The sequence below is a fragment of the Halomonas saccharevitans genome (assembly GCF_900116405.1).
In the GTDB taxonomy this organism is placed as follows: Bacteria; Pseudomonadota; Gammaproteobacteria; order Pseudomonadales; family Halomonadaceae; genus Halomonas; species Halomonas saccharevitans.
Map to the genome: position 1 here is coordinate 39426 of NZ_FPAQ01000010.1, position 17661 is coordinate 57086.

Sequence of the window (17661 nt, forward strand, 5' to 3'; positions counted from 1 at the left end):
CCGGGCGCTTGAACGATTCGATGGTGGCCCGTGATCGGCTTTCATGTGAAAGCCGCCGAGGCCTGGGGTATCATGTGGTCCCCAGATTCTCCCGTGATGCGAGGTTTCCCGCCGATGTTCAGCCGTGACATGCAGATTGCCGGTTTCGATGACGCCCTTTTCGATGCGATGCAGAAGGAAGTCGCTCGTCAGGAGGCCCACATCGAACTGATTGCCTCCGAGAACTACGCGAGCCCGCGGGTCATGGAGGCCCAGGGCAGCCAGCTGACCAACAAGTACGCGGAAGGCTATCCGGGCAAGCGCTACTACGGCGGCTGCGAGTACGTCGACATCGTCGAGCAGCTGGCCATCGACTACGCCAAGGAGCTGTTCGGGGCGAGCTACGCCAACGTCCAGCCGCACTCCGGCTCCCAGGCCAACGGCGCCGTCTTCCAGGCGCTGGTCAAGCCGGGCGACACCATCCTCGGCATGAGCCTCGACGCCGGCGGCCACCTGACCCACGGCGCCCGGCCGAACTTCTCCGGCAAGCACTACGAGGCGATCCAGTACGGCCTTAACGACAGCGGCCTGATCGATTACGACGAGGTGGCGCGTCTGGCACGCGAGCACCGGCCGAAGATGATCATCGCCGGCTTCTCCGCCTACTCCCAGATCATCGACTGGGCCAAGTTCCGCGAGATCGCCGACGAGGTGGGCGCCTACCTGCTGGTCGACATGGCGCACGTCGCCGGCCTGGTGGCCGCCGGGGTCTACCCGACGCCGCTGCCCCACGCCCACGTGGTCACCACCACTACCCACAAGACCCTGCGCGGCCCGCGCGGCGGTCTGATCCTCTCTGCCGAGGGTGACGAGGCGATCGAGAAGAAGCTGCAGTCCGCGGTCTTCCCGGGCGGCCAGGGCGGCCCGCTGGAGCACGTCATCGCCGCCAAGGCGATCTGCTTCAAGGAGGCCATGGCGCCCGAGTTCAAGGCCTACCAGCAGCAGGTGGTCAAGAATGCTCAGGTCATGGCCGGGGTGTTCATCGAGCGTGGCTTCGATATCGTCTCCGGCGGCACCGAGGATCACCTCTTCCTGCTCTCTCTGATCAAGCAGGGCCTGACCGGCAAGGACGCGGACGCCGCCCTGGGCCGCGCCCACATCACCGTCAACAAGAACGCCGTGCCCGGCGATCCGCAGAGCCCCTTCGTGACCTCCGGCCTGCGCCTCGGCACCCCGGCGGTGACCACCCGTGGCTTCGGTGAGACCGAGTGTCAGGAGCTCGCCGGCTGGATCTGCGACATCCTCGACGTCATGGCCGAGGGTTCCGACACCGCCGCCATCGAGGCCGAGGTGAAGGGCAAGGTTGAGGCGGTCTGCGCCCGCCTGCCCGTCTATCGTGGCTGACACGCGCCGCCACTGAGTCGACGCCGCCTTCCGCGGACGCCTCTACGCCTCGCCAGGATGCACCCTGGCGAGGCGTTTTCGTGTGCGCTCTTGGTGCATCGGCGCGGCCGCTTTTCGCCTCGAGGGTCCACGCATCCGCGGCAGGGCGCGTCGCTCGTTCCCTGGCACGCCCCCTGCATGGGACATGACGTGTCCACCACCCTGGAGCCGGACCCGCCATGACCCTCTCAGCCGCTTCGCCCCCAGCATGCCCGCCCCGTCTGGTCTTCACCGACCTGGACGGCTCGCTGCTCGACCACCACAGCTACGACTGGGGACCGGCCCGGCCCTGGCTCGGCCGGCTGAAGGCCGAGGGCGTGCCGGTGATCCCGGTGACCAGCAAGACCCGCAGCGAGATCCTGCCGCTGCGTCGTGAGCTGGGCCTCGAGGACGCCCCCTTCATCGCCGAGAACGGCGCCCTGGCCGGCCTGCCTCTCGCCTGGAGTCATGCCCGGCTCGATCGGGGGCCCGGCCCCGATGGCCTGGCGATTCGCACCCTGGGGGTCGACATCGGCCTCATCCGTCAGCGTCTCGCGGTCTGGCGGGAGCGGCTGGGACTTGGCTTCACCACCATGAGCGAAATGACCCTGGAGGCGCTGGTCGCCTTCACCGGGCTGGCGGAACCACAGGCCCGCCTGGCGCGTCTTCGCGAGGGCAGCGAGCCGCTGATCTGGGAAGATTCGGACGAGCGCCTCGCGGCCTTCCGCGAGGGGCTCGAGGGCGATGGCCTGCGCCTGGTGCGAGGCGGGCGCTTCTGGCACGTCACCGGCGACTGCCATAAAGGCAGCGCCGTCGCCTGGCTGATAGAGCGCTTCGCGGCGCTGCGCGGCAGCCGGCCCCGGACCCTGGCGCTGGGCGATGGCCCCAACGACATCGCCATGCTCGAGGCGGTCGACCAGGCGGTGGTGATTCGTGGCTGTCATGACCTGGCGATCACGCCGGATCAGGCATCGCTCTATCGCAGCGATGCCACCGGCCCTGCCGGCTGGGCCGAGGGGATGGATTACTGGCGGGGCGAGCCGGCCGCCGACGGAGCTCGGTCGGGGAGGGCGAGCCGCCGGTCGAGCCTTCACCGTCACGCCGGCTAGGTATACCGCGTCGACGCCGATGACTCGCGTGTCCGTTATGCTGGAAGTAGGGGAGGGTGCCGCCGAGGCGGCGACGCTTCCGTCACGCCAGCCACCGGGAGCGAGACCATGTCGACACTGACCTTCCAGGGTGCGGTCAAGGAAGTCACCGGTTCCCGCTACCTCCTCGAGGTAGACGGCGATCGTCGTATCCACCGGCTGCTGCTGGAGTGCGGCCTGCACCAGGGCGGCACTGACGCCGACGCGGCCAACGCCCGCTCCTTCGGCCGCCTGCCCGGCGAGCTCGAGGCGGTGGTGCTCTCCCACGGCCACCTCGACCACTCGGGGCTGCTGCCGAAGCTCGTCCGCGAGGGCTATGACGGGCCGATCCACTGCACCCGCGGCACCCGCGACCTGCTGGAGATCATGCTGCAGGACGCCGCCTTCATCATGGCCAAGGACGTCGAGTGGGAGAACAAGTGGCGCAAGCGCAACGGCAAGCCGCTGATCGAGCCGCTCTACGAGCTGAAGGACGTCGAGCGCACCCTGTCGCTCTGCACCTCCCATGGCTATGGCCAGCCCGTTTCGCTTCCTGGCGGCGTTACCCTGGTGTTCCACGATGCCGGGCACATCCTGGGCTCGGCCATCGTCGAACTGGCCGTGCCCTCGGGCGGCCAGACGCGGCGCCTGGTCTTCTCGGGGGATCTGGGCAACCCAAGCTCGGTGCTGATGAAGGATCCCGAGAAGCTCTACGAGGCGGATCTGGTGCTGATGGAGAGCACCTACGGCGATCGCGACCACCGTCCCCTCGACGAGACACTCGAGGAGTTCGCCCAGGTGCTGGAGGAGGCCCATGCGGCGGGCGGCAACGTGCTGATTCCCGCCTTCGCCGTGGGGCGTACCCAGGAGATCCTCTACCACCTGAGCGTGCTCTATCACGAGGGCCGGCTGCGCCAGCAGCTGGTGTTTCTCGACAGCCCCATGGCGATCAAGGTCACCGAGCTCTACCACCGCGCCCGCAAGTCCCTGGATCCCGATGACCTCAAGGTGCTCAACGTGGCCGCCAGCGGCGATACCCACCGTTACCTGCCGATACTGCGCATGACGCGCACGGTGGAGGAGTCGATGGCCATCAACCGCATCCACGGCGGGGCGATCATCATCGCCGGCGCCGGGATGTGCAACGGCGGACGCATCCTCCAACACTTCCGCTACAACCTCGAGAAGCCCAGCACCCGGCTGGTGATCGTCGGCTTCCAGGCGGGGGGCACGCTGGGCCGCCAGATCGTCGACGGCGCCGAGCGGGTCCGCGTGATGGGCCGGGACCTGGCGGTCAAGGCGCGGGTGCACACCATCGGCGGCTTCTCGGCCCATGCCGGCCAGACCCAGCTGCTGGGCTGGGTCGGCGCCTTCCGCCATCGGCCGCGCGCCTACCTGGTGCACGGCGAACCCGGCGCCCAGCGGGCGCTGCAGATGCTCCTAGAACAGAGCGGTATCGAGGCCGAGATTCCCGCCTATGGTGATCGCATCGAACTCTAGGGGTTGATCCTCCCTCGACGCGCACTGTCTCCGTGCCGCACTGCGGGCACGCCGGGCGGTGAGCGGCATGGGCATGAGGGGTGAATACTTGATCTGGCTCAAGGTGCGGCGACATGCCTCATGCGCACGCGCCGGGCATGGTCTAGGCTCGACTGTGCATAAAGTTATTTGCTTAGAGGTATTTGTTATGAAAAAGACGCATGGTCTAGCGGGTTGCCTGCTTGCGGTGATGCTGGCCGCCGGTCCGGCCCTGGCCGAAGAGGTCGCAGCCTATCGGGAAACGCAGCTGGGGCTCTATGTTACCGCCAGCGAGGCCTATGAGCTGATGCAGGATAACGATCGGGCCATCCTGATCGACGTGCGTGACCCCGTGGAGATCAAGTTCACCGGCTTCGCCGAGCCGACCGACATCCACGTGCCCTGGGTACTGGCCGATCGCGACCATTTCAACGCAGACGCCAAGACCTGGCCGATGGTCAAGAATGCCGACTTCGAGGCTCAGGTGCGTGCCGAGCTGGAGGCTCTGGACGTGGCCGAGGACGATCCGATCATCGTCATGTGCCGCTCCGGCTCCACCCGCAGCGCGCCCGGCGCTGATGCGATCGCCGAGATGGGCTTCAATCGGGTCTACTCGGTCACAGACGGCTTCGAGGGCGGAAAGCTCGAGGCGGGCGATTCCAAGGGAGTGCGCGCAGTGAACGGCTGGCGCAACTCCGGGTTGCCCTGGAGCTATGAGATCGATCCCGACGTCGCCTGGCGCCCGGTCGAGTGACGCTTCCCCGACGGTCTTTCGCCATAGGGGCGCCGACCGTCATGACGAACGACGCAAAGAGGTGAGCGCATGACCATCAAGAAGACTCTGACCCTGGCCGCCGCGGCCGCCACGATCGGGTTCGCCGGGGCGGCCACCGCCGATAGCCACGGCGGCAACATGTCCAAGGACCAGGCCCTGGTGATTCTCACCAGCGACTCGCTGCAGACGCAGGGCATGGCGATGATCCTTTCCAACGCCATGCAGCAGCAGGGCACCGACCTGCACATCCTGCTCTGCGATGCCGCCGGCGATCTGGCCGTCCAGGGCTTCGCGAGCGCCGAGGCGATCAATACGCCCCCGAGCAATCCGGCTGGGCAGGTCAAGCCGGAAGGTATCCTGGGCATGCTGATGGAGAAAGGGGCCGGCGTGGATGTCTGCGCCATCTATCTGCCCAACAGCGAATACGGCGAGACCGATCTGCGCGAGGGCGTCGGTGTGGCGGCTCCGGGACCGATGGCGCAGATGATGCGCGACCCCGCCATTCCCGTATATACCTTCTGAGTGGTTCAAGCGAACCTAAGGAGTCCGTCATGAAGCGCAACGTGGGCGGTATCGACAAGGCGGCCCGTGTCGTGATCGGCGCCGTGCTGATTCTGCTGGCCCTGACCGGCACGATCGGCGTCTGGGGATGGATCGGGGTGCTGCCACTGGCTACAGGGCTGCTCAATGTCTGCCCGGCCTATTCTCTGCTTGGCATCAGCACCTGCAAGGTGAAATAGTCCCCTCGCCAGCCCTGATGTCGACACCCTCGATGTCCCCGAAGCGCCCGACTCCTTTCGAGTCGGGCGCTTTTTTGTTGAGGCAATCGCTCCGGCCCCCTATCGACTCCATGGAGGGACTCAATTGTTCTTATATGTTGCTTAGGTCTAAAGTTATAACTGTAATCAAGGTGAGTCTTCTCACCACGGCCCGCAAAGGAGAACGACCATGGAAACGCCAGCACAGCAGCCGGTTATGCCTCAGCTCAACCGTCCGGCCCCGGACTTTACCGCCAAGACCACCCAAGGAGTGAAGTCCCTGGGCGACTACAAGGGCAAGTGGCTGGTGCTCTTCGCGCACCCGGCCGACTTCACTCCGGTCTGCACCACCGAGTTCTCGGCCTTCGCGACCCGCGCCGACCAGTTCAAGGCCCTCAACACCGAGCTGCTCGGCCTCTCTATCGACAGCGTGCACGCCCACATCGCCTGGACGCGCAGCATCAAGGAAAATTTCGGCATCGAGATTCCCTTCCCGATCATCGCCGATCTGAGCATGCGGGTCGCCAACGCCTACGGCATGATCCAGCCGGGCGCCAGCGATACCGCCGCCGTGCGTGCCACCTTCGTGATCGATCCGGAAGGGGTGCTGCGCGCCATGGTCTACTACCCGATGTCCAACGGCCGCTCCGTCGACGAGATCCTGCGTCTGGTCGAGGCGCTGCAGACCAGCGATGCCAACGGCGTGGCCACGCCCGAAAACTGGCACCAGGGCGAGCCGGTGATCGTGCCGCCGCCCGCCACCGATGCCGAAGCCGAGGCACGCCAGGGTCAGGGGTACGACTACGTCGACTGGTACTTCTGCAGGAAGAGTCTCTAACGCCGAGCTCCAGGCCCCGGCATTCGCCGGGGCTTACTGGCCATGCGCCACGTTTCCCAACGTCAGGAGGCCAACATGAAGACCTTTGAACTCTCTCGCAGCCGCGCCGCCGGTCAGCCGGATGTCGCCGGTTTCTTCGATCTTCGCACCTTCAGCGTGCAGTACGTGGTCAGCGATCCGGCCACGCGGAAGTGCGCCATCATCGACCCGGTCCATGATTTCGACGAGAAGTCCGGTGCCACGGCGACCCACCATGCCGACGAGCTGCTCGCCTATATCCAGGAGCAGGGGCTCGAGGTGGAGTGGATCCTCGACACTCATCCCCATGCCGATCACTTCTCTGCGGCGCAGTACCTGAAGGAGCAGCTGGGGGCGCCCACCGCCATCGGCGAGAAGGTGGTCGAGGTGCAGGCGCTCTGGAAGGAGCTCTACCATTGGCCCGACTTCCCGGATGACGGCTCCCAGTGGGACCGCCTGTTCGCCGAAGGCGACACCTTTCGCATCGGCGAGCTGGAGGCGCGGGTGATGTTCTCGCCGGGGCATACCCTGGCCTCGATCACCTACGTGATCGGCGACGCCGCCTTCGTTCACGACACCCTCTTCCAGCCGGACTTCGGCACGGCCCGAGCGGATTTCCCCGGTGGCGACGCCCATCAGCTGTGGCGCTCCATCCAGGCGATCCTGGCCCTGCCCGACGCTACGCGTCTGTTCACCGGTCATGACTATATGCCGGATGGCCGCGAGCCCCAGTGGGAGAGCACGGTTCGCGAGCAGCGCGAGCGCAACAAGCACCTGGCCGGCAATGTCACCGAGGACGACTATGCGGCCATGCGCGACGAGCGCGATGCCGAGCTGCCGATGCCCAAGCTGATCCTGCACGCCCTGCAGGTGAATACCCGGGGCGGCCAGCTGCCGGCGCCCGAGGCCAACGGCAAACGCTACCTCAAGATCCCGCTGGACGCCCTGGATGGCGCCGACTGGGATTGAGGCCGTGTTTGTCGGGCGAGCGCCCGAACGACTCGCTCGACCACGAGGCCCGTCGCCGCGGCGACGGGCCTCGCTGATGGCGGGCGGGGTGTCGTCGAAAGGCCATTCACGACGAATGTGTATAGCAAAACGGTCTATCCTTAGAACTTGTATTGCGCTACGCTGATCCTACATTCGGCAGCGACATTCGATGGAGGGCGTCCCTCATGTCCCAGCAATCACGCGCATCCCGGCCAGGCGTGGCCCGGCCCAACGGGACCCGGCCTATCGTCACCCCCTTTTTCGATGAGCCCACCAACACCTTCAGCTATGTGGTACAGGACCCTGACAGCCCTGCCTGCGCGATCCTCGATTCGGTGCTCGACTTCGACTACGCCGCCGGTCGCACCGACGTGCGCTCCGCCGATGCCATCATCGCCTTCGTACGCGACCACGGCCTAGAGGTGGAGTGGATCCTGGAGACCCATGTCCACGCCGATCACCTCTCCGCCGCGCCCTACCTGCACGAGACGCTGGGTGGAAAGACCGGCATCGGCGCCAACATCACCGTGGTGCAGGACGTGTTCGGCAAGGCCTTCAATGCCGGCACCGAGTTCGCCCGCGACGGCAGCCAGTTCGATCGCCTCTTCGAGGAGGGCGATACCTTCGCCATCGGCCATCTGGAAGGGCGGGTGCTGCACACCCCGGGCCACACCCCGGCCTGCTTGACCTATGTGATCGGCGATGCCGCCTTCGTTGGCGATACCCTCTTCATGCCGGACTATGGCACCGCACGCTGCGACTTCCCGGGCGGCGATGCCCGCGCCCTCTACCGCTCCATCCAGAAGGTGCTGGCCCTGCCGGGCGAGACCCGGCTGTTCCTGTGCCATGACTACAAGGCCCCGGAGCGCGAGGAGTATCAGCACGAGACCAGCGTGGCAGAGCAGCGTGCCCACAACGTGCACGTCCACGAGGGGGTCAGCGAGGACGCTTTCGTCACGATGCGTACCGAGCGGGACGCGACCCTCGGCATGCCCCGGCTGATCCTGCCCTCGGTGCAGGTCAACATGCGTGCCGGTCATATGCCGCCGGCCGAGGAGAACGGTCAGGTCTACCTCAAGGTGCCGATCGACAAGTTCTGAGGCCGGGTCGTCCCGTCGCCAGAGGTCCCATGCACATGCCATCCCCCACAGGAGTGCCCATGCAGATTCAACACCTCGAAAGCGGTTTCGCCATCGCCGATGCCGTGACCCCCGCCGATCTCGACGAGATCGCCCGTCGCGGCTTCCGCGCGGTGATCTGTAACCGCCGTCCCGGCGAGGCCGAGGACCACCCCGACGACCGCCCCCTGAAGGCCCGGGCCGCCGAGCTGGGCCTCGCGTGGCGCTGTATTCCCGTCACGCCGGGCGACTATGGCGAGACCGATATTGCCGCCTTCAGTCAGTCGCTGGACGAGTTGCCCGCGCCGATCCTGGCCTTCTGCCGGACCGGCAAGCGCGCCGTGCACCTCTGGGCCCATGCGCGCAGCCGCGAGGCCGGGTGTGACATTCCGGCGCTGCTGGCCGCGGCTCACGCGGCCGGCCACGATCCGCAGCCGATCCGCGAGATGCTCAAGGTCTGACAGGCGGACGCCCCGCGCCGCGACGGAACCGGGTTCACGACCGATGACGAGACGCCCATGACTCCTTCTCGCTGGATTCCCCTGTTCGGCTGGCTGCATGGCTATCGGCGTGATGCGCTCGCCAGCGACCTGCTGGCGGCGCTGATCGTGACGCTGATGCTGGTGCCCCAGGCGCTGGCCTACGCCCTGCTGGCCGGGCTGCCCCCGGAGGTGGGGCTCTACGCCAGCATGCTGCCGCTGGTGCTCTACGCCCTCTTCGGCACCAGCGCCACCCTGGCGGTGGGGCCGGTGGCCGTGGCCTCATTGATGACCGCCTCGGCGCTCTCCGGCATCGCGCCGCCGGGCAGCGCCGAGTACGTTGGGGCGGCCCTGGTGCTGGCCGCGCTCTCCGGGCTGGTGCTGGTGGGCATGGGCCTCTTGCGCCTGGGGTTTCTGGCCAACTTCCTGAGCCACCCGGTGATCTCGGGCTTCGTCACCGCCTCGGGCATCCTGATCGCCGCCAGTCAGCTGCGCCACGTGCTCGGCGTGGAGGCGTCCGGCCACAACCTGGTCGAGATGGGCGCGGCGTTGATCGCGGGGATCAAAGAGACCAACGCCATCACCCTGGCGATCGGCCTGGGCGTCTGGGCGTACCTGCTGATCTGCCGGCGCCACCTCAAGAGCGGACTGGTGCGCCTGGGAGTGTCGGCCACGGCCGCGGAGCTCCTCGCCAAGGCGGCGCCGGTCTCGGCGGTGATCGTCACTACCCTGCTGGCCTGGGGGCTGGGGCTCGGCGAACGGGGCGTGGCCCTGGTTGGCGAGGTGCCGAGCGGCCTGCCGACGCTGGCGCTGCCGAGCCTTCAGCCCGAACTCTGGTCGACGCTACTTCCTGCGGCGGTGCTGATCAGCCTGGTGGGCTTCGTGGAGTCGGTCTCGGTGGCCCAGACGCTGGCCGCCAAGCGCCGCCAGCGCATCGATCCCAACCGGGAGCTGATCGCGCTGGGGCTGGCTAATCTCGGCGCGGGCACAAGCGGCGGCTCGCCGGTCTCCGGCGGCTTCTCGCGCTCGGTGGTCAACTTCGAGGCCGGCGCCGCCACGCCGCTCGCCGGCGCCTTCACCGCGGTGGGCATCGCCGTGGCGACCCTGACTCTCACCACGCCGCTGTCGTTCCTGCCCAAGGCGACCCTGGCCGCCACCATCATCGTCGCGGTGGGCACCCTGATCGATCTGCCCGCGATCAAGCGCACCTGGGACTACTCCCGGGCTGACGGCGCGGCCATGCTCGCCACCCTGGTGCTGACCCTGGTCCACGGGGTGGAGAGCGGCATCCTGGTGGGGGTGGGGCTGTCGCTGGGCCTGCATCTCTATCGCACCAGCCGCCCCCACAGCGCCGTGGTGGGTCGGGTGCCGGGCAGCGAGCACTTTCGCAACGTGCAGCGTCACGCGGTCGAGACCGACGAGCGGCTGGCGATCCTGCGGGTCGACGAGAGCCTCTACTTCGCTAACGCGCGCTACCTCGAGGATACGGTCATGGAACTGGCGGCCCGCCAGCCGGGGCTGGCGCATATCGTGCTGGCCTGCCAGGCGGTCAACGTGATCGACGCCTCGGCGCTGGAGAGCTTGGAGGCGATCAATGCCCGCTTGAAGGACGCCGACGTCGCCCTGCACCTTGCCGAGGTCAAGGGACCGGTAATGGACCGCCTGGAGCACACTGTCTTCTGCCGGGCACTGACCGGCCGTGTCTTCCTCAGTACCTTCGACGCCTGGCGCGCGCTGCATGAGCAGGCCACGGCCGAGACGTCTCAGGCAGCCTGCGGCGGGGCAGGGCTCCACGACGCTGCCTCGCCACGCCCATCCGACCCGGGGCTTGGCCCCATCATGGAAAATGCCCCCGTTGACGGGCGTTTTCACGCACATCGAGGAGACTCACCATGACCCAGAATGTCGGCGGTATCGACAAGCTCGCCCGTATCATCATCGGCGCCGTGCTGATCGGCCTGGCCATCACCGGACAGGTCGGCGCCTGGGGCTTTATCGGCCTGCTGCCGCTGGTCACCGGCCTGCTCAATACCTGCCCCGCCTATCGCCTGCTGGGCATCAGCACCTGCAAGCGGCAGAAGTGAACGATCAACCGACGCGTACTGGAGGAGCTGACACGTGGATGGGATGGCAAGCCTGCAGGGGCTGATCGGGGGGATCCTGATCGGCCTGTCGGCCACCTGGCTGATGGCGACCCTGGGCCGCATCGCCGGCATCAGCGGTATCCTCGGCACCCTGATCACCCAGCGCCCGCGGGGCGACAGCGCCTGGCGGCTGGCCTTCCTGCTGGGGCTGATCAGCGGCCCGGTCGTGCTGATGATGCTGGGCGGCGGCCTGGGCAATGTCGCCGGGGGCGGGGTCGACGTGACCGGCGAGGTGATCGGCGCGCCCGCCGGCGGCGTGCCGCTGATGCTCGCCGCGGGGCTTCTGGTGGGGCTCGGCACCGGCCTCGGCAGCGGCTGCACCAGCGGTCACGGCGTCTGTGGCCTGGCGCGGCTATCGCCTCGCTCCCTGGCGGCCACCGTCATCTTCCTGGTGGCGGCGATCGTCACCGTCTTCGTGGTGCGCCACGTGATCGGAGGTGGAGCATGAAGACCGAGACCCAGAAAACGCTCATGGGCTACGTCGCCGGGCTGCTCTTCGGCCTCGGCCTCGCCGTCTCCGGCATGACCGACCCGGCCCGGGTCCTCGGCTTCCTGGATCTCGCCGGCGCCTGGGACCCGACCCTGATGTTCGTGCTGGGCGGCGCCGTGATCACCAACTTCATCGGCTACCGTCTGGTGCTGCGCCGCCCCCACCCGCTGCTGGGCGAGCGCTTCCAGCTGCCCACGCGCACCGATCTGGACGGCCGACTGATCGGCGGCGCCGCCCTGTTCGGCATCGGCTGGGGGCTCTCAGGCTACTGCCCGGGGCCGGCCTTCGCCTCCTTCGCCGGGCTCTCCGCGCCGCTTGCCGCCATGCTGCTGGCGATGGTGCTCGGCTGGTTCCTGGCGCGGGCGATCCCCGCCCGGAGCTGATCGCCTCGCCCTCTCTCCCGAGCCTCTCTCACCCCGGGGGAGGCGCGATATCGACCAATGGACGGCATGCCCGGCCGGCGTGGCTTAACGCCCGCTTAATGGTCCGGTGACAAGATGTCGCAGTTCACGAGGATTCCTGTCATGCACGTACTGCTCATCGAGGATGACGCCCTGGTAGCGTCGGGCATCCAGGCCGGGCTCGGCGTCTACGACTTCGTCGTCGACACCGTGGGCTCCATCGGTGAGGCCCGCTCGGTCATGGAGACGGTCTCAAGCGACGTGGTGATCCTTGATCGCGGCCTGCCCGATGGCGACGGCATGACGCTGCTCGAGGAGTGGCGGGCGGCCGGCATCGATGTCCCGGTGCTGATCCTCACCGCGCGCGACGCGGTGAGCGATCGCATCGAGGGGCTGCACGTCGGCGCCGACGACTATCTGGTCAAGCCCTTCGACCTCGACGAGCTGGTGGCGCGCCTGCAGGCGCTGCTGCGCCGCGCCGCCGGACGCTCCCGGGCGCTGGTCGAACACGGCGCGCTGTGTCTCGATCCCGTCTCCCGGGAGGTGACGGTGGCCGGATGGCCGGTGGCGCTATCGCGCCGCGAGCTGGTGCTGCTGGAGGCCTTCCTCCAGGCGCCACGCAGCGTGCTCAGCGCCGAGCAGCTCAAGGACAGCCTCTACGGCATGAACGAGGAGGTGGAGAGCAACGCGCTCAACGTCCACATCCACCATCTGCGCCGCAAGCTCGGCAGCCGGGTGATCGAGACGGTGCGCGGGCTGGGGTACCGACTCGGCGAGCCCGCGGCGGTCGAGGCGCCGCGGCGCCCCGGGACGGATCGCCCATGAGCCTGCGCACGCGCCTGGTGTTGACCTTGGGGGCCACGCTGCTGCTGCTGTGGGGGCTCGCCGCCGCCTGGCTGATGCGCGATCTCTACCAGCAGGTGGAGGCGACCCTGGACCAGCGTCTGGCCCAGTCGGCGCGAATGGTCTCGGGGCTGATGGCGCAGCTGCCGGTCGAGGTCTGGGAACAGGCCGATCGGCGGGCGCTCTCGATTCCCCCCATCGAGGGGCTGGCCTGCCAGGTGCATTCGCCCCGGGGCGAGATCCTGGCGCGCACCCATACCGACATGCAGGAGATCCTGAAGGCCAGCGCGCCTGGGCACGCCTATCGCGAGGAGGGGGGCGTGACCTGGCGGGTGTTCACCTATGAGCGCAACGGGCTGACCATCACCACCGCCGATCGCATGGACGAGCGCGACCTGCTGATGGCCAACGTGCTGCAGGTGGCGGTGGTGCCCTTCGTGGTGGCGCTGGCGGGTAGCCTGCTGGCGCTGTGGATCGGCGTTGTGAGAGGGCTCAAGCCGCTGGAGCGGCTGCGCGACGCCCTGGCGCGACGCCATCCGGATGCCCTGGCGCCGGTGGCGACCCACGGCGTGCCGGACGAGATTCGGCCGCTGGTGGACGCGCTCAATGCCCTGCTGGCGCGCATCCAGCAGGCCATCGTCCGCGAACAGCGCTTCACTAACGACGCGGCGCATGAGCTGCGCACGCCGCTCACGGCCATCAAGACCCACCTCCAGGTGGCGCAGCGCGTTGAGGGCGAGGCGGCGCGCCGGGCGCTGGATCATGCCGAGGAGGGCGTGGCGCGGCTCTCCCGCACCCTGGACCAGCTGTTGATGCTGGCGCGGGTCGAGGGGCGGGTGCATTTCGAGGACGGCGAGGTCAGCCGCGCCGCCGACGTGGTGGAGCTGGCCCTGCGGGACGCCCGGACAAGCGAGCAGGCGCGTTTGACGCAGCCCGGCTCCCTGCCCGAGGGCGAGCTCGCGGTGCCGCGGGAACTGGCCATCACGGCGCTGCGCAACCTGGTGGACAATGCGCTGCGCCACGGGCCCGAGGGTAGCCCGGTGGCGGTCACGAGCCGGCTCGACGAGACGGGCGGGGCGCTGACCTTCGGCGTCAGGGATCACGGCCCCGGGGTCGAGGAGGGCCAGCTCGAGCAGCTGCCCCGACGCTTCTGGCGGGCGAGTCCCCAGCAGGGCAGCGGCCTGGGGCTTGCCATCGTGGCCGCCATCGCCGAGCGCTTCGGCGGCCGGCTGGCCTTCGCTAGCCCCGAGGGGGGCGGGCTCGAGGCCCGGCTGACCCTGCCGCTGACGACGGGACCGGTGCCGCCGGCCCGATCAGAGTCCCTGCAGGGGATCAACGACAATGACGAGGGGAACCCGAGATGACGACCAAAAGAATCACGAGCGGCCTCGGCCTGCTGCTGGGCCTTGGCCTGGCGGCAGGGCAGGCCCAGGCCCTGGAGGGCGACGCCGAGCGCGGCCAGCAGGCGGCCGGGGTCTGTGTGGCCTGCCACCAGGCCGACGGCATGGGCATGGACAATCCGAACGGCGAGTCATGGCCGCGCCTGGCGGGGCTGCCGGCGGCCTACATCGAGAAGCAGCTGCACGACATCAAGGCGGGGCGCCGCGAGAGCGCCACCATGATGCCGTTCGCCAACATGCTCGATGATCAGCAGATCGCCGACGTCTCGGCCTACTACGCCGAGATGACGGCCTGGCCGACGCTGCCCACGGCGTATCAACCCGCCGATCCCGAGGACGCCGCCGAGTGGCTGGCCCATCGCGGCGACTGGGCCGAGGACGCCATGATCCCGGCCTGCAACCAGTGCCACGGCCCCAGCGGCCAGGGCGTGGGCGATGTCTTCCCGCCCCTGGCCGGCCAGCATGCCGGTTACCTCGCGGCCCAGCTCGAGGCCTGGCGCGACGGCTCGCGGCACAACGACCCCAACCAGTTGATGGTGGGCATCGCCGAGCGCCTCGACGAGGCGCAGATCGCGATGATCGCCGACTACTACGCCACGCTGCCGGCAACGCTCGCCGAGCGAGACGCCCCGTCATCCGAGGAGGACGCCCCATGAGCCTGCGCATATCCCGAGCGGCGACCCTGGTCGCGACCCTGGCCCTCTCGCCGGCCGCCCTGGCCCAGGATGAGGGCGTCGAGCGCGACTATCAGATTCCGCTACCCGAGGCCCCCGAGGGCGAGGTGACCTTTACGCCGCCCCACGAGCGCGACCTGCCCGATAACCAGTACGGCGACATGGTGCGCCAGGGGCGCGATCTCTTCCTCAACACCCAGTCGCTGCGCGGCGAGTACGTCTTCAACGAGCAGAACTGCGCCAACTGCCACCTCGACGCCGGCCGCTTGGCCAACTCCGCGCCGATGTGGGCCTCCTTCGGCGTCTACCCGGCCTATCGTGGCAAGAACGACAAGGTGAACACCCTGGCCGAGCGGATCCAGGGCTGCTTTACCTACTCCATGAACGGCACGCCGCCGCCGACCGGTAGCGAGCCGCTGGTGGCCATGCAGACCTACCTGCACTGGATGTCGACCGGCGCGCCGATCAATGAGTCGCTGCCCGGCCGCGGCTATCCCAAGCTCGAGGAGGCCGAGCAGGCGCCCGACCGCGCGCGGGGCGCCGAGGTCTATGCCGCGCAGTGCGCGGTCTGCCACGGCGACGAGGGCCAGGGCCAGAAGGTCGGTGAGCGGCAGGTCTTCCCGCCGCTGTGGGGCGACGGCGCCTATAACTGGGGCGCCGGCATGCACCGGGTGAATACCGCGGCCAACTTCATTAAGGCCAACATGCCGCTGGGCAAGCCCTACTCGCTCAGCGACCAGCAGGCCTGGGACGTGGCGGCATTCATCAACAGCCACGAGCGCCCCCAGGATCCGCGTCGCCGCACCCTGGAGACCCTGGAGGAGACCGACGCGACCTTCCATAACCACCACGGCTACTACGGGGACGAGATCGACGGCCATCGCCTGGGCGACCACGCCGACTTCGGCGAGAACCCGCGGCCCCTCGACGGCTGAACCCAGCCACCGCGCGAACGTAGCGGGCCCCGCTGCCATGGTAGCGGGGCCCGTTGTGTCTGAGGGAGCAGGGGCCCGTTGTGTCTAAGAGAGCAGGGGCCCGTTGCGTCCAGTGCAGTAGGGGCTAGAGACGCCGATCAGGGGCGCGGCGAGCCCATCATCTCGATCAGACGGTCTTCCTGGGGGGCGCCCTGCACCTGCTCCAGGCGGCCGTCGTCGCGGCGATAGTAGGTGGTCGGGGTGGCCATCAGCCCCAGGCCCTCGAAGCGCTGGTTGTTGGCCCGCACCTGCTCCTCGATCTCGCGCGGCTGCGCGGCGGCCTCGATGCCGCTGTCGCTCTGCTGATGCGCCTGTAGCGCCCGGGCGGGGTCGTCGGCGCCCAGCAGGGCGGCGGCCTTGGCGGGGCTGTCGCTTTTCAGGATGCCGACCATGATATGGCGCAGCTGCACCCGGCCGGCCTCCACCCAGGGACGGCTCTGGGCGTGGAAGCGCTCGCAGTAGGGGCAGTTGGGGTCGGTGAAGGTGTAGAGGATGCGCTCGGCGTCCGGGTCGCCATCGGCGATCCAATGGCTCTGCTCGAGCGCCTGCCACACCTCGGCCTCCTGGGCGCTGCGCACGTGCTTGTCCAGCGGAGCGGCGGAGAGATCCTCGCCCTGGGCGTCGATCAGGGTGCCGACCACCGCGTGCTCGCCGTCCGGGGTGAGGTAGACGGCCATCTCGCGGCCGCGGTGGCTGGCGGCGAAGCCGTCGAGGCCCCCCGGCGCCTCGAAGCGGGCATGGACCTCCAGGCCCTCGTCCACCAGGGCCTGGATCGGGGCCGGCCAGGAGGTGTCGGCGGAAAGCGTCGTGGCGGCGGTCAGGGAAAGCAGGCCGATCGTCAGGGAGAGGGTTCGCATCGCGATGTCCTTGTGAAGCGCTGTCTTCGAATGATGTCGTGAGGGCATGTCGTTGGGGCTGACGAGGGGACTCGCGCCGGGCCCCCGAAGTTCCCATCCTGACACGCCGGCATTAGCCGTGAATTAATCGTGTGGTCGTCAGGCGGGGCGAGATGCCGCATCCCGCTCGCCGGCGGCGCCATGGCAGGATAGGGTCGTTGCCTGACCCGACTGCCGTTTTCTGACTGCTGGAGTCCATCGCCATGCGCCTTTCCGCCCGTCCGTTGTTGCTGCGCTCTCTTCTCTCCTTGCCGCTCTCCCTGTCGCTGCTTGCCGCCGCCGCCCAGGCCGACTCCCTCAGCGTCGAGGACGCGCACGTGCGCGCCGTGCCGCCCGGCTCGCCCACCACCGCCGCCTTCATGACGCTGACCAACCCGGGCGAGACGGACCTGGCGCTGGTCGGGGGCGCCTCGCCGCTGGCCGGCCACCTGGAGCTGCACAACCACGTAATGGTCGACGGCGTGATGCAGATGCGTCGGGTCGAGGCGATTCCGCTGCCTGCCGGCGAGACCGTGCGGCTGGCGCCGGGAGGCTGGCACCTGATGATGTTCGAGCTGGCGGCGACCCCGGCCGAGGGCGAGCGCGTCGAGCTGACCCTGACCCTTGATAGCGGCGAGTCCCTGACCTTGGAGGCGCCGGTCCAGCGGGTGCAGCCGATGGAGATGAAGGGGGGCGAGAAGGGCGCCCACTCGGGCCACTGACGGGGTCACTATCGCCCCGTCGAGCGGCGCCTGATCGCCGTGTGGAGCGGATCCGGGCCATCCGCCTGAGGCGTCGTGAGGGCGCTTCGCCGTCGTCGCGTTCCGGGGTGCATGAC

Annotated in this window: 20 protein-coding genes; 19 read left to right on the top strand and 1 reads right to left on the bottom strand. The window is 68.6% G+C overall.

Annotated elements, in window-relative coordinates:
- Window positions 1-114: 114 nt before the first annotated feature.
- The 18 genes from glyA to BM388_RS06555 all read left to right on the top strand — a co-directional run bounded on the left by glyA (window position 115) and on the right by BM388_RS06555 (window position 15909).
- Entirely contained in the window at window positions 115-1383 is a 1269-nt protein-coding gene (glyA, locus tag BM388_RS06470) for a serine hydroxymethyltransferase (RefSeq protein WP_089848371.1), read from the top strand.
- Window positions 1384-1601: 218 nt separating this feature from the next.
- Window positions 1602-2510 (top strand): HAD-IIB family hydrolase, encoded by a 909-nt coding sequence (locus BM388_RS06475; RefSeq protein ID WP_089848373.1) that lies wholly within the window; start codon window positions 1602-1604, stop codon window positions 2508-2510.
- A gap of 108 nt (window positions 2511-2618) precedes the next feature.
- A complete protein-coding gene (locus BM388_RS06480; RefSeq protein WP_089848375.1) occupies window positions 2619-4028 on the top strand; it encodes an MBL fold metallo-hydrolase RNA specificity domain-containing protein in 1410 nt (469 codons plus the stop codon).
- 187 nt (window positions 4029-4215) lie between these two features.
- On the top strand, window positions 4216-4800 hold the full coding sequence (locus BM388_RS06485; RefSeq protein WP_089848377.1) for a rhodanese-like domain-containing protein: 585 nt from the start codon (window positions 4216-4218) through the stop codon (window positions 4798-4800).
- Between the two features lie 69 nt (window positions 4801-4869).
- A complete protein-coding gene (locus BM388_RS06490; protein WP_089848379.1) occupies window positions 4870-5343 on the top strand; it encodes a DsrE family protein in 474 nt (157 codons plus the stop codon).
- Between the two features lie 29 nt (window positions 5344-5372).
- Window positions 5373-5561: a YgaP family membrane protein gene (locus tag BM388_RS06495; RefSeq protein ID WP_089848381.1), complete on the top strand. Its 189-nt coding sequence runs from the start codon at window positions 5373-5375 to the stop codon at window positions 5559-5561.
- A 208-nt stretch (window positions 5562-5769) separates the two neighbouring features.
- Window positions 5770-6417: a peroxiredoxin gene (locus tag BM388_RS06500; protein WP_089848384.1), complete on the top strand. Its 648-nt coding sequence runs from the start codon at window positions 5770-5772 to the stop codon at window positions 6415-6417.
- A 75-nt stretch (window positions 6418-6492) separates the two neighbouring features.
- Complete coding sequence (locus BM388_RS06505; protein WP_089848386.1) at window positions 6493-7404, top strand: MBL fold metallo-hydrolase; 912 nt, start codon at window positions 6493-6495, stop codon at window positions 7402-7404.
- 206 nt (window positions 7405-7610) lie between these two features.
- Window positions 7611-8525 (top strand): MBL fold metallo-hydrolase, encoded by a 915-nt coding sequence (locus BM388_RS06510; protein WP_089848388.1) that lies wholly within the window; start codon window positions 7611-7613, stop codon window positions 8523-8525.
- Between the two features lie 59 nt (window positions 8526-8584).
- Window positions 8585-9004: a protein tyrosine phosphatase family protein gene (locus BM388_RS06515; protein WP_089848390.1), complete on the top strand. Its 420-nt coding sequence runs from the start codon at window positions 8585-8587 to the stop codon at window positions 9002-9004.
- A gap of 57 nt (window positions 9005-9061) precedes the next feature.
- Window positions 9062-10918 (top strand): SulP family inorganic anion transporter, encoded by a 1857-nt coding sequence (locus tag BM388_RS06520; RefSeq protein WP_089848392.1) that lies wholly within the window; start codon window positions 9062-9064, stop codon window positions 10916-10918.
- Window positions 10915-11106, top strand: coding sequence for a YgaP family membrane protein (locus BM388_RS06525; RefSeq protein ID WP_089848394.1), 192 nt, complete (start codon window positions 10915-10917; stop codon window positions 11104-11106). The genes BM388_RS06520 and BM388_RS06525 overlap by 4 nt, the downstream gene beginning before the upstream one ends.
- Window positions 11107-11140: 34 nt before the next feature.
- Complete coding sequence (locus BM388_RS06530; RefSeq protein WP_089848396.1) at window positions 11141-11614, top strand: YeeE/YedE family protein; 474 nt, start codon at window positions 11141-11143, stop codon at window positions 11612-11614.
- Window positions 11611-12039 carry a DUF6691 family protein gene (locus BM388_RS06535; RefSeq protein WP_175535049.1) on the top strand — a complete coding sequence of 143 codons (429 nt, stop codon included), beginning with the start codon at window positions 11611-11613 and terminating at the stop codon, window positions 12037-12039. Before BM388_RS06530 ends, BM388_RS06535 begins: the two co-directional genes overlap by 4 nt.
- A 141-nt stretch (window positions 12040-12180) precedes the next feature.
- Window positions 12181-12882 carry a response regulator gene (locus tag BM388_RS06540; RefSeq protein ID WP_089848398.1) on the top strand — a complete coding sequence of 234 codons (702 nt, stop codon included), beginning with the start codon at window positions 12181-12183 and terminating at the stop codon, window positions 12880-12882.
- On the top strand, window positions 12879-14264 hold the full coding sequence (locus BM388_RS06545; RefSeq protein ID WP_089848400.1) for an ATP-binding protein: 1386 nt from the start codon (window positions 12879-12881) through the stop codon (window positions 14262-14264). Before BM388_RS06540 ends, BM388_RS06545 begins: the two co-directional genes overlap by 4 nt.
- Entirely contained in the window at window positions 14261-14956 is a 696-nt protein-coding gene (locus tag BM388_RS06550) for a c-type cytochrome (protein WP_089848402.1), read from the top strand. Before BM388_RS06545 ends, BM388_RS06550 begins: the two co-directional genes overlap by 4 nt.
- Window positions 14953-15909 (top strand): c-type cytochrome, encoded by a 957-nt coding sequence (locus BM388_RS06555; RefSeq protein WP_089848404.1) that lies wholly within the window; start codon window positions 14953-14955, stop codon window positions 15907-15909. The genes BM388_RS06550 and BM388_RS06555 overlap by 4 nt, the downstream gene beginning before the upstream one ends.
- A 137-nt stretch (window positions 15910-16046) precedes the next feature.
- Here the strand turns inward: BM388_RS06555 and dsbG are convergent, their stop codons facing one another.
- Window positions 16047-16805, bottom strand: a complete 759-nt coding sequence (gene dsbG, locus BM388_RS06560; RefSeq protein WP_089848406.1) for a thiol:disulfide interchange protein DsbG — start codon at window positions 16803-16805, stop codon at window positions 16047-16049.
- Between the two features lie 242 nt (window positions 16806-17047).
- Here dsbG and BM388_RS06565 point away from each other — a divergent pair, with 242 nt between their 5' ends.
- On the top strand, window positions 17048-17545 hold the full coding sequence (locus BM388_RS06565) for a copper chaperone PCu(A)C (protein ID WP_089848408.1): 498 nt from the start codon (window positions 17048-17050) through the stop codon (window positions 17543-17545).
- The last annotated feature ends 116 nt before the right edge of the window (window positions 17546-17661 follow it).

Excerpts from the sequence above, each read along its gene's own strand:
- glyA (WP_089848371.1), top strand. The coding sequence starts at position 115 with ATGTTCAGCCGTGACATGCAGATTGCCGGTTTCGATGACGCCCTTTTC.
- BM388_RS06475 (WP_089848373.1), top strand. The coding sequence starts at position 1,602 with ATGACCCTCTCAGCCGCTTCGCCCCCAGCATGCCCGCCCCGTCTGGTC.
- BM388_RS06480 (WP_089848375.1), top strand. The coding sequence starts at position 2,619 with ATGTCGACACTGACCTTCCAGGGTGCGGTCAAGGAAGTCACCGGTTCC.
- BM388_RS06485 (WP_089848377.1), top strand. The coding sequence starts at position 4,216 with ATGAAAAAGACGCATGGTCTAGCGGGTTGCCTGCTTGCGGTGATGCTG.
- BM388_RS06490 (WP_089848379.1), top strand. The coding sequence starts at position 4,870 with ATGACCATCAAGAAGACTCTGACCCTGGCCGCCGCGGCCGCCACGATC.
- BM388_RS06495 (WP_089848381.1), top strand. The coding sequence starts at position 5,373 with ATGAAGCGCAACGTGGGCGGTATCGACAAGGCGGCCCGTGTCGTGATC.
- BM388_RS06500 (WP_089848384.1), top strand. The coding sequence starts at position 5,770 with ATGGAAACGCCAGCACAGCAGCCGGTTATGCCTCAGCTCAACCGTCCG.
- BM388_RS06505 (WP_089848386.1), top strand. The coding sequence starts at position 6,493 with ATGAAGACCTTTGAACTCTCTCGCAGCCGCGCCGCCGGTCAGCCGGAT.
- BM388_RS06510 (WP_089848388.1), top strand. The coding sequence starts at position 7,611 with ATGTCCCAGCAATCACGCGCATCCCGGCCAGGCGTGGCCCGGCCCAAC.
- BM388_RS06515 (WP_089848390.1), top strand. The coding sequence starts at position 8,585 with ATGCAGATTCAACACCTCGAAAGCGGTTTCGCCATCGCCGATGCCGTG.
- BM388_RS06520 (WP_089848392.1), top strand. The coding sequence starts at position 9,062 with ATGACTCCTTCTCGCTGGATTCCCCTGTTCGGCTGGCTGCATGGCTAT.
- BM388_RS06525 (WP_089848394.1), top strand. The coding sequence starts at position 10,915 with ATGACCCAGAATGTCGGCGGTATCGACAAGCTCGCCCGTATCATCATC.
- BM388_RS06535 (WP_175535049.1), top strand. The coding sequence starts at position 11,611 with ATGAAGACCGAGACCCAGAAAACGCTCATGGGCTACGTCGCCGGGCTG.
- BM388_RS06540 (WP_089848398.1), top strand. The coding sequence starts at position 12,181 with ATGCACGTACTGCTCATCGAGGATGACGCCCTGGTAGCGTCGGGCATC.
- BM388_RS06545 (WP_089848400.1), top strand. The coding sequence starts at position 12,879 with ATGAGCCTGCGCACGCGCCTGGTGTTGACCTTGGGGGCCACGCTGCTG.
- BM388_RS06550 (WP_089848402.1), top strand. The coding sequence starts at position 14,261 with ATGACGACCAAAAGAATCACGAGCGGCCTCGGCCTGCTGCTGGGCCTT.
- BM388_RS06555 (WP_089848404.1), top strand. The coding sequence starts at position 14,953 with ATGAGCCTGCGCATATCCCGAGCGGCGACCCTGGTCGCGACCCTGGCC.
- dsbG (WP_089848406.1), bottom strand. The coding sequence starts at position 16,805 with ATGCGAACCCTCTCCCTGACGATCGGCCTGCTTTCCCTGACCGCCGCC.
- BM388_RS06565 (WP_089848408.1), top strand. The coding sequence starts at position 17,048 with ATGCGCCTTTCCGCCCGTCCGTTGTTGCTGCGCTCTCTTCTCTCCTTG.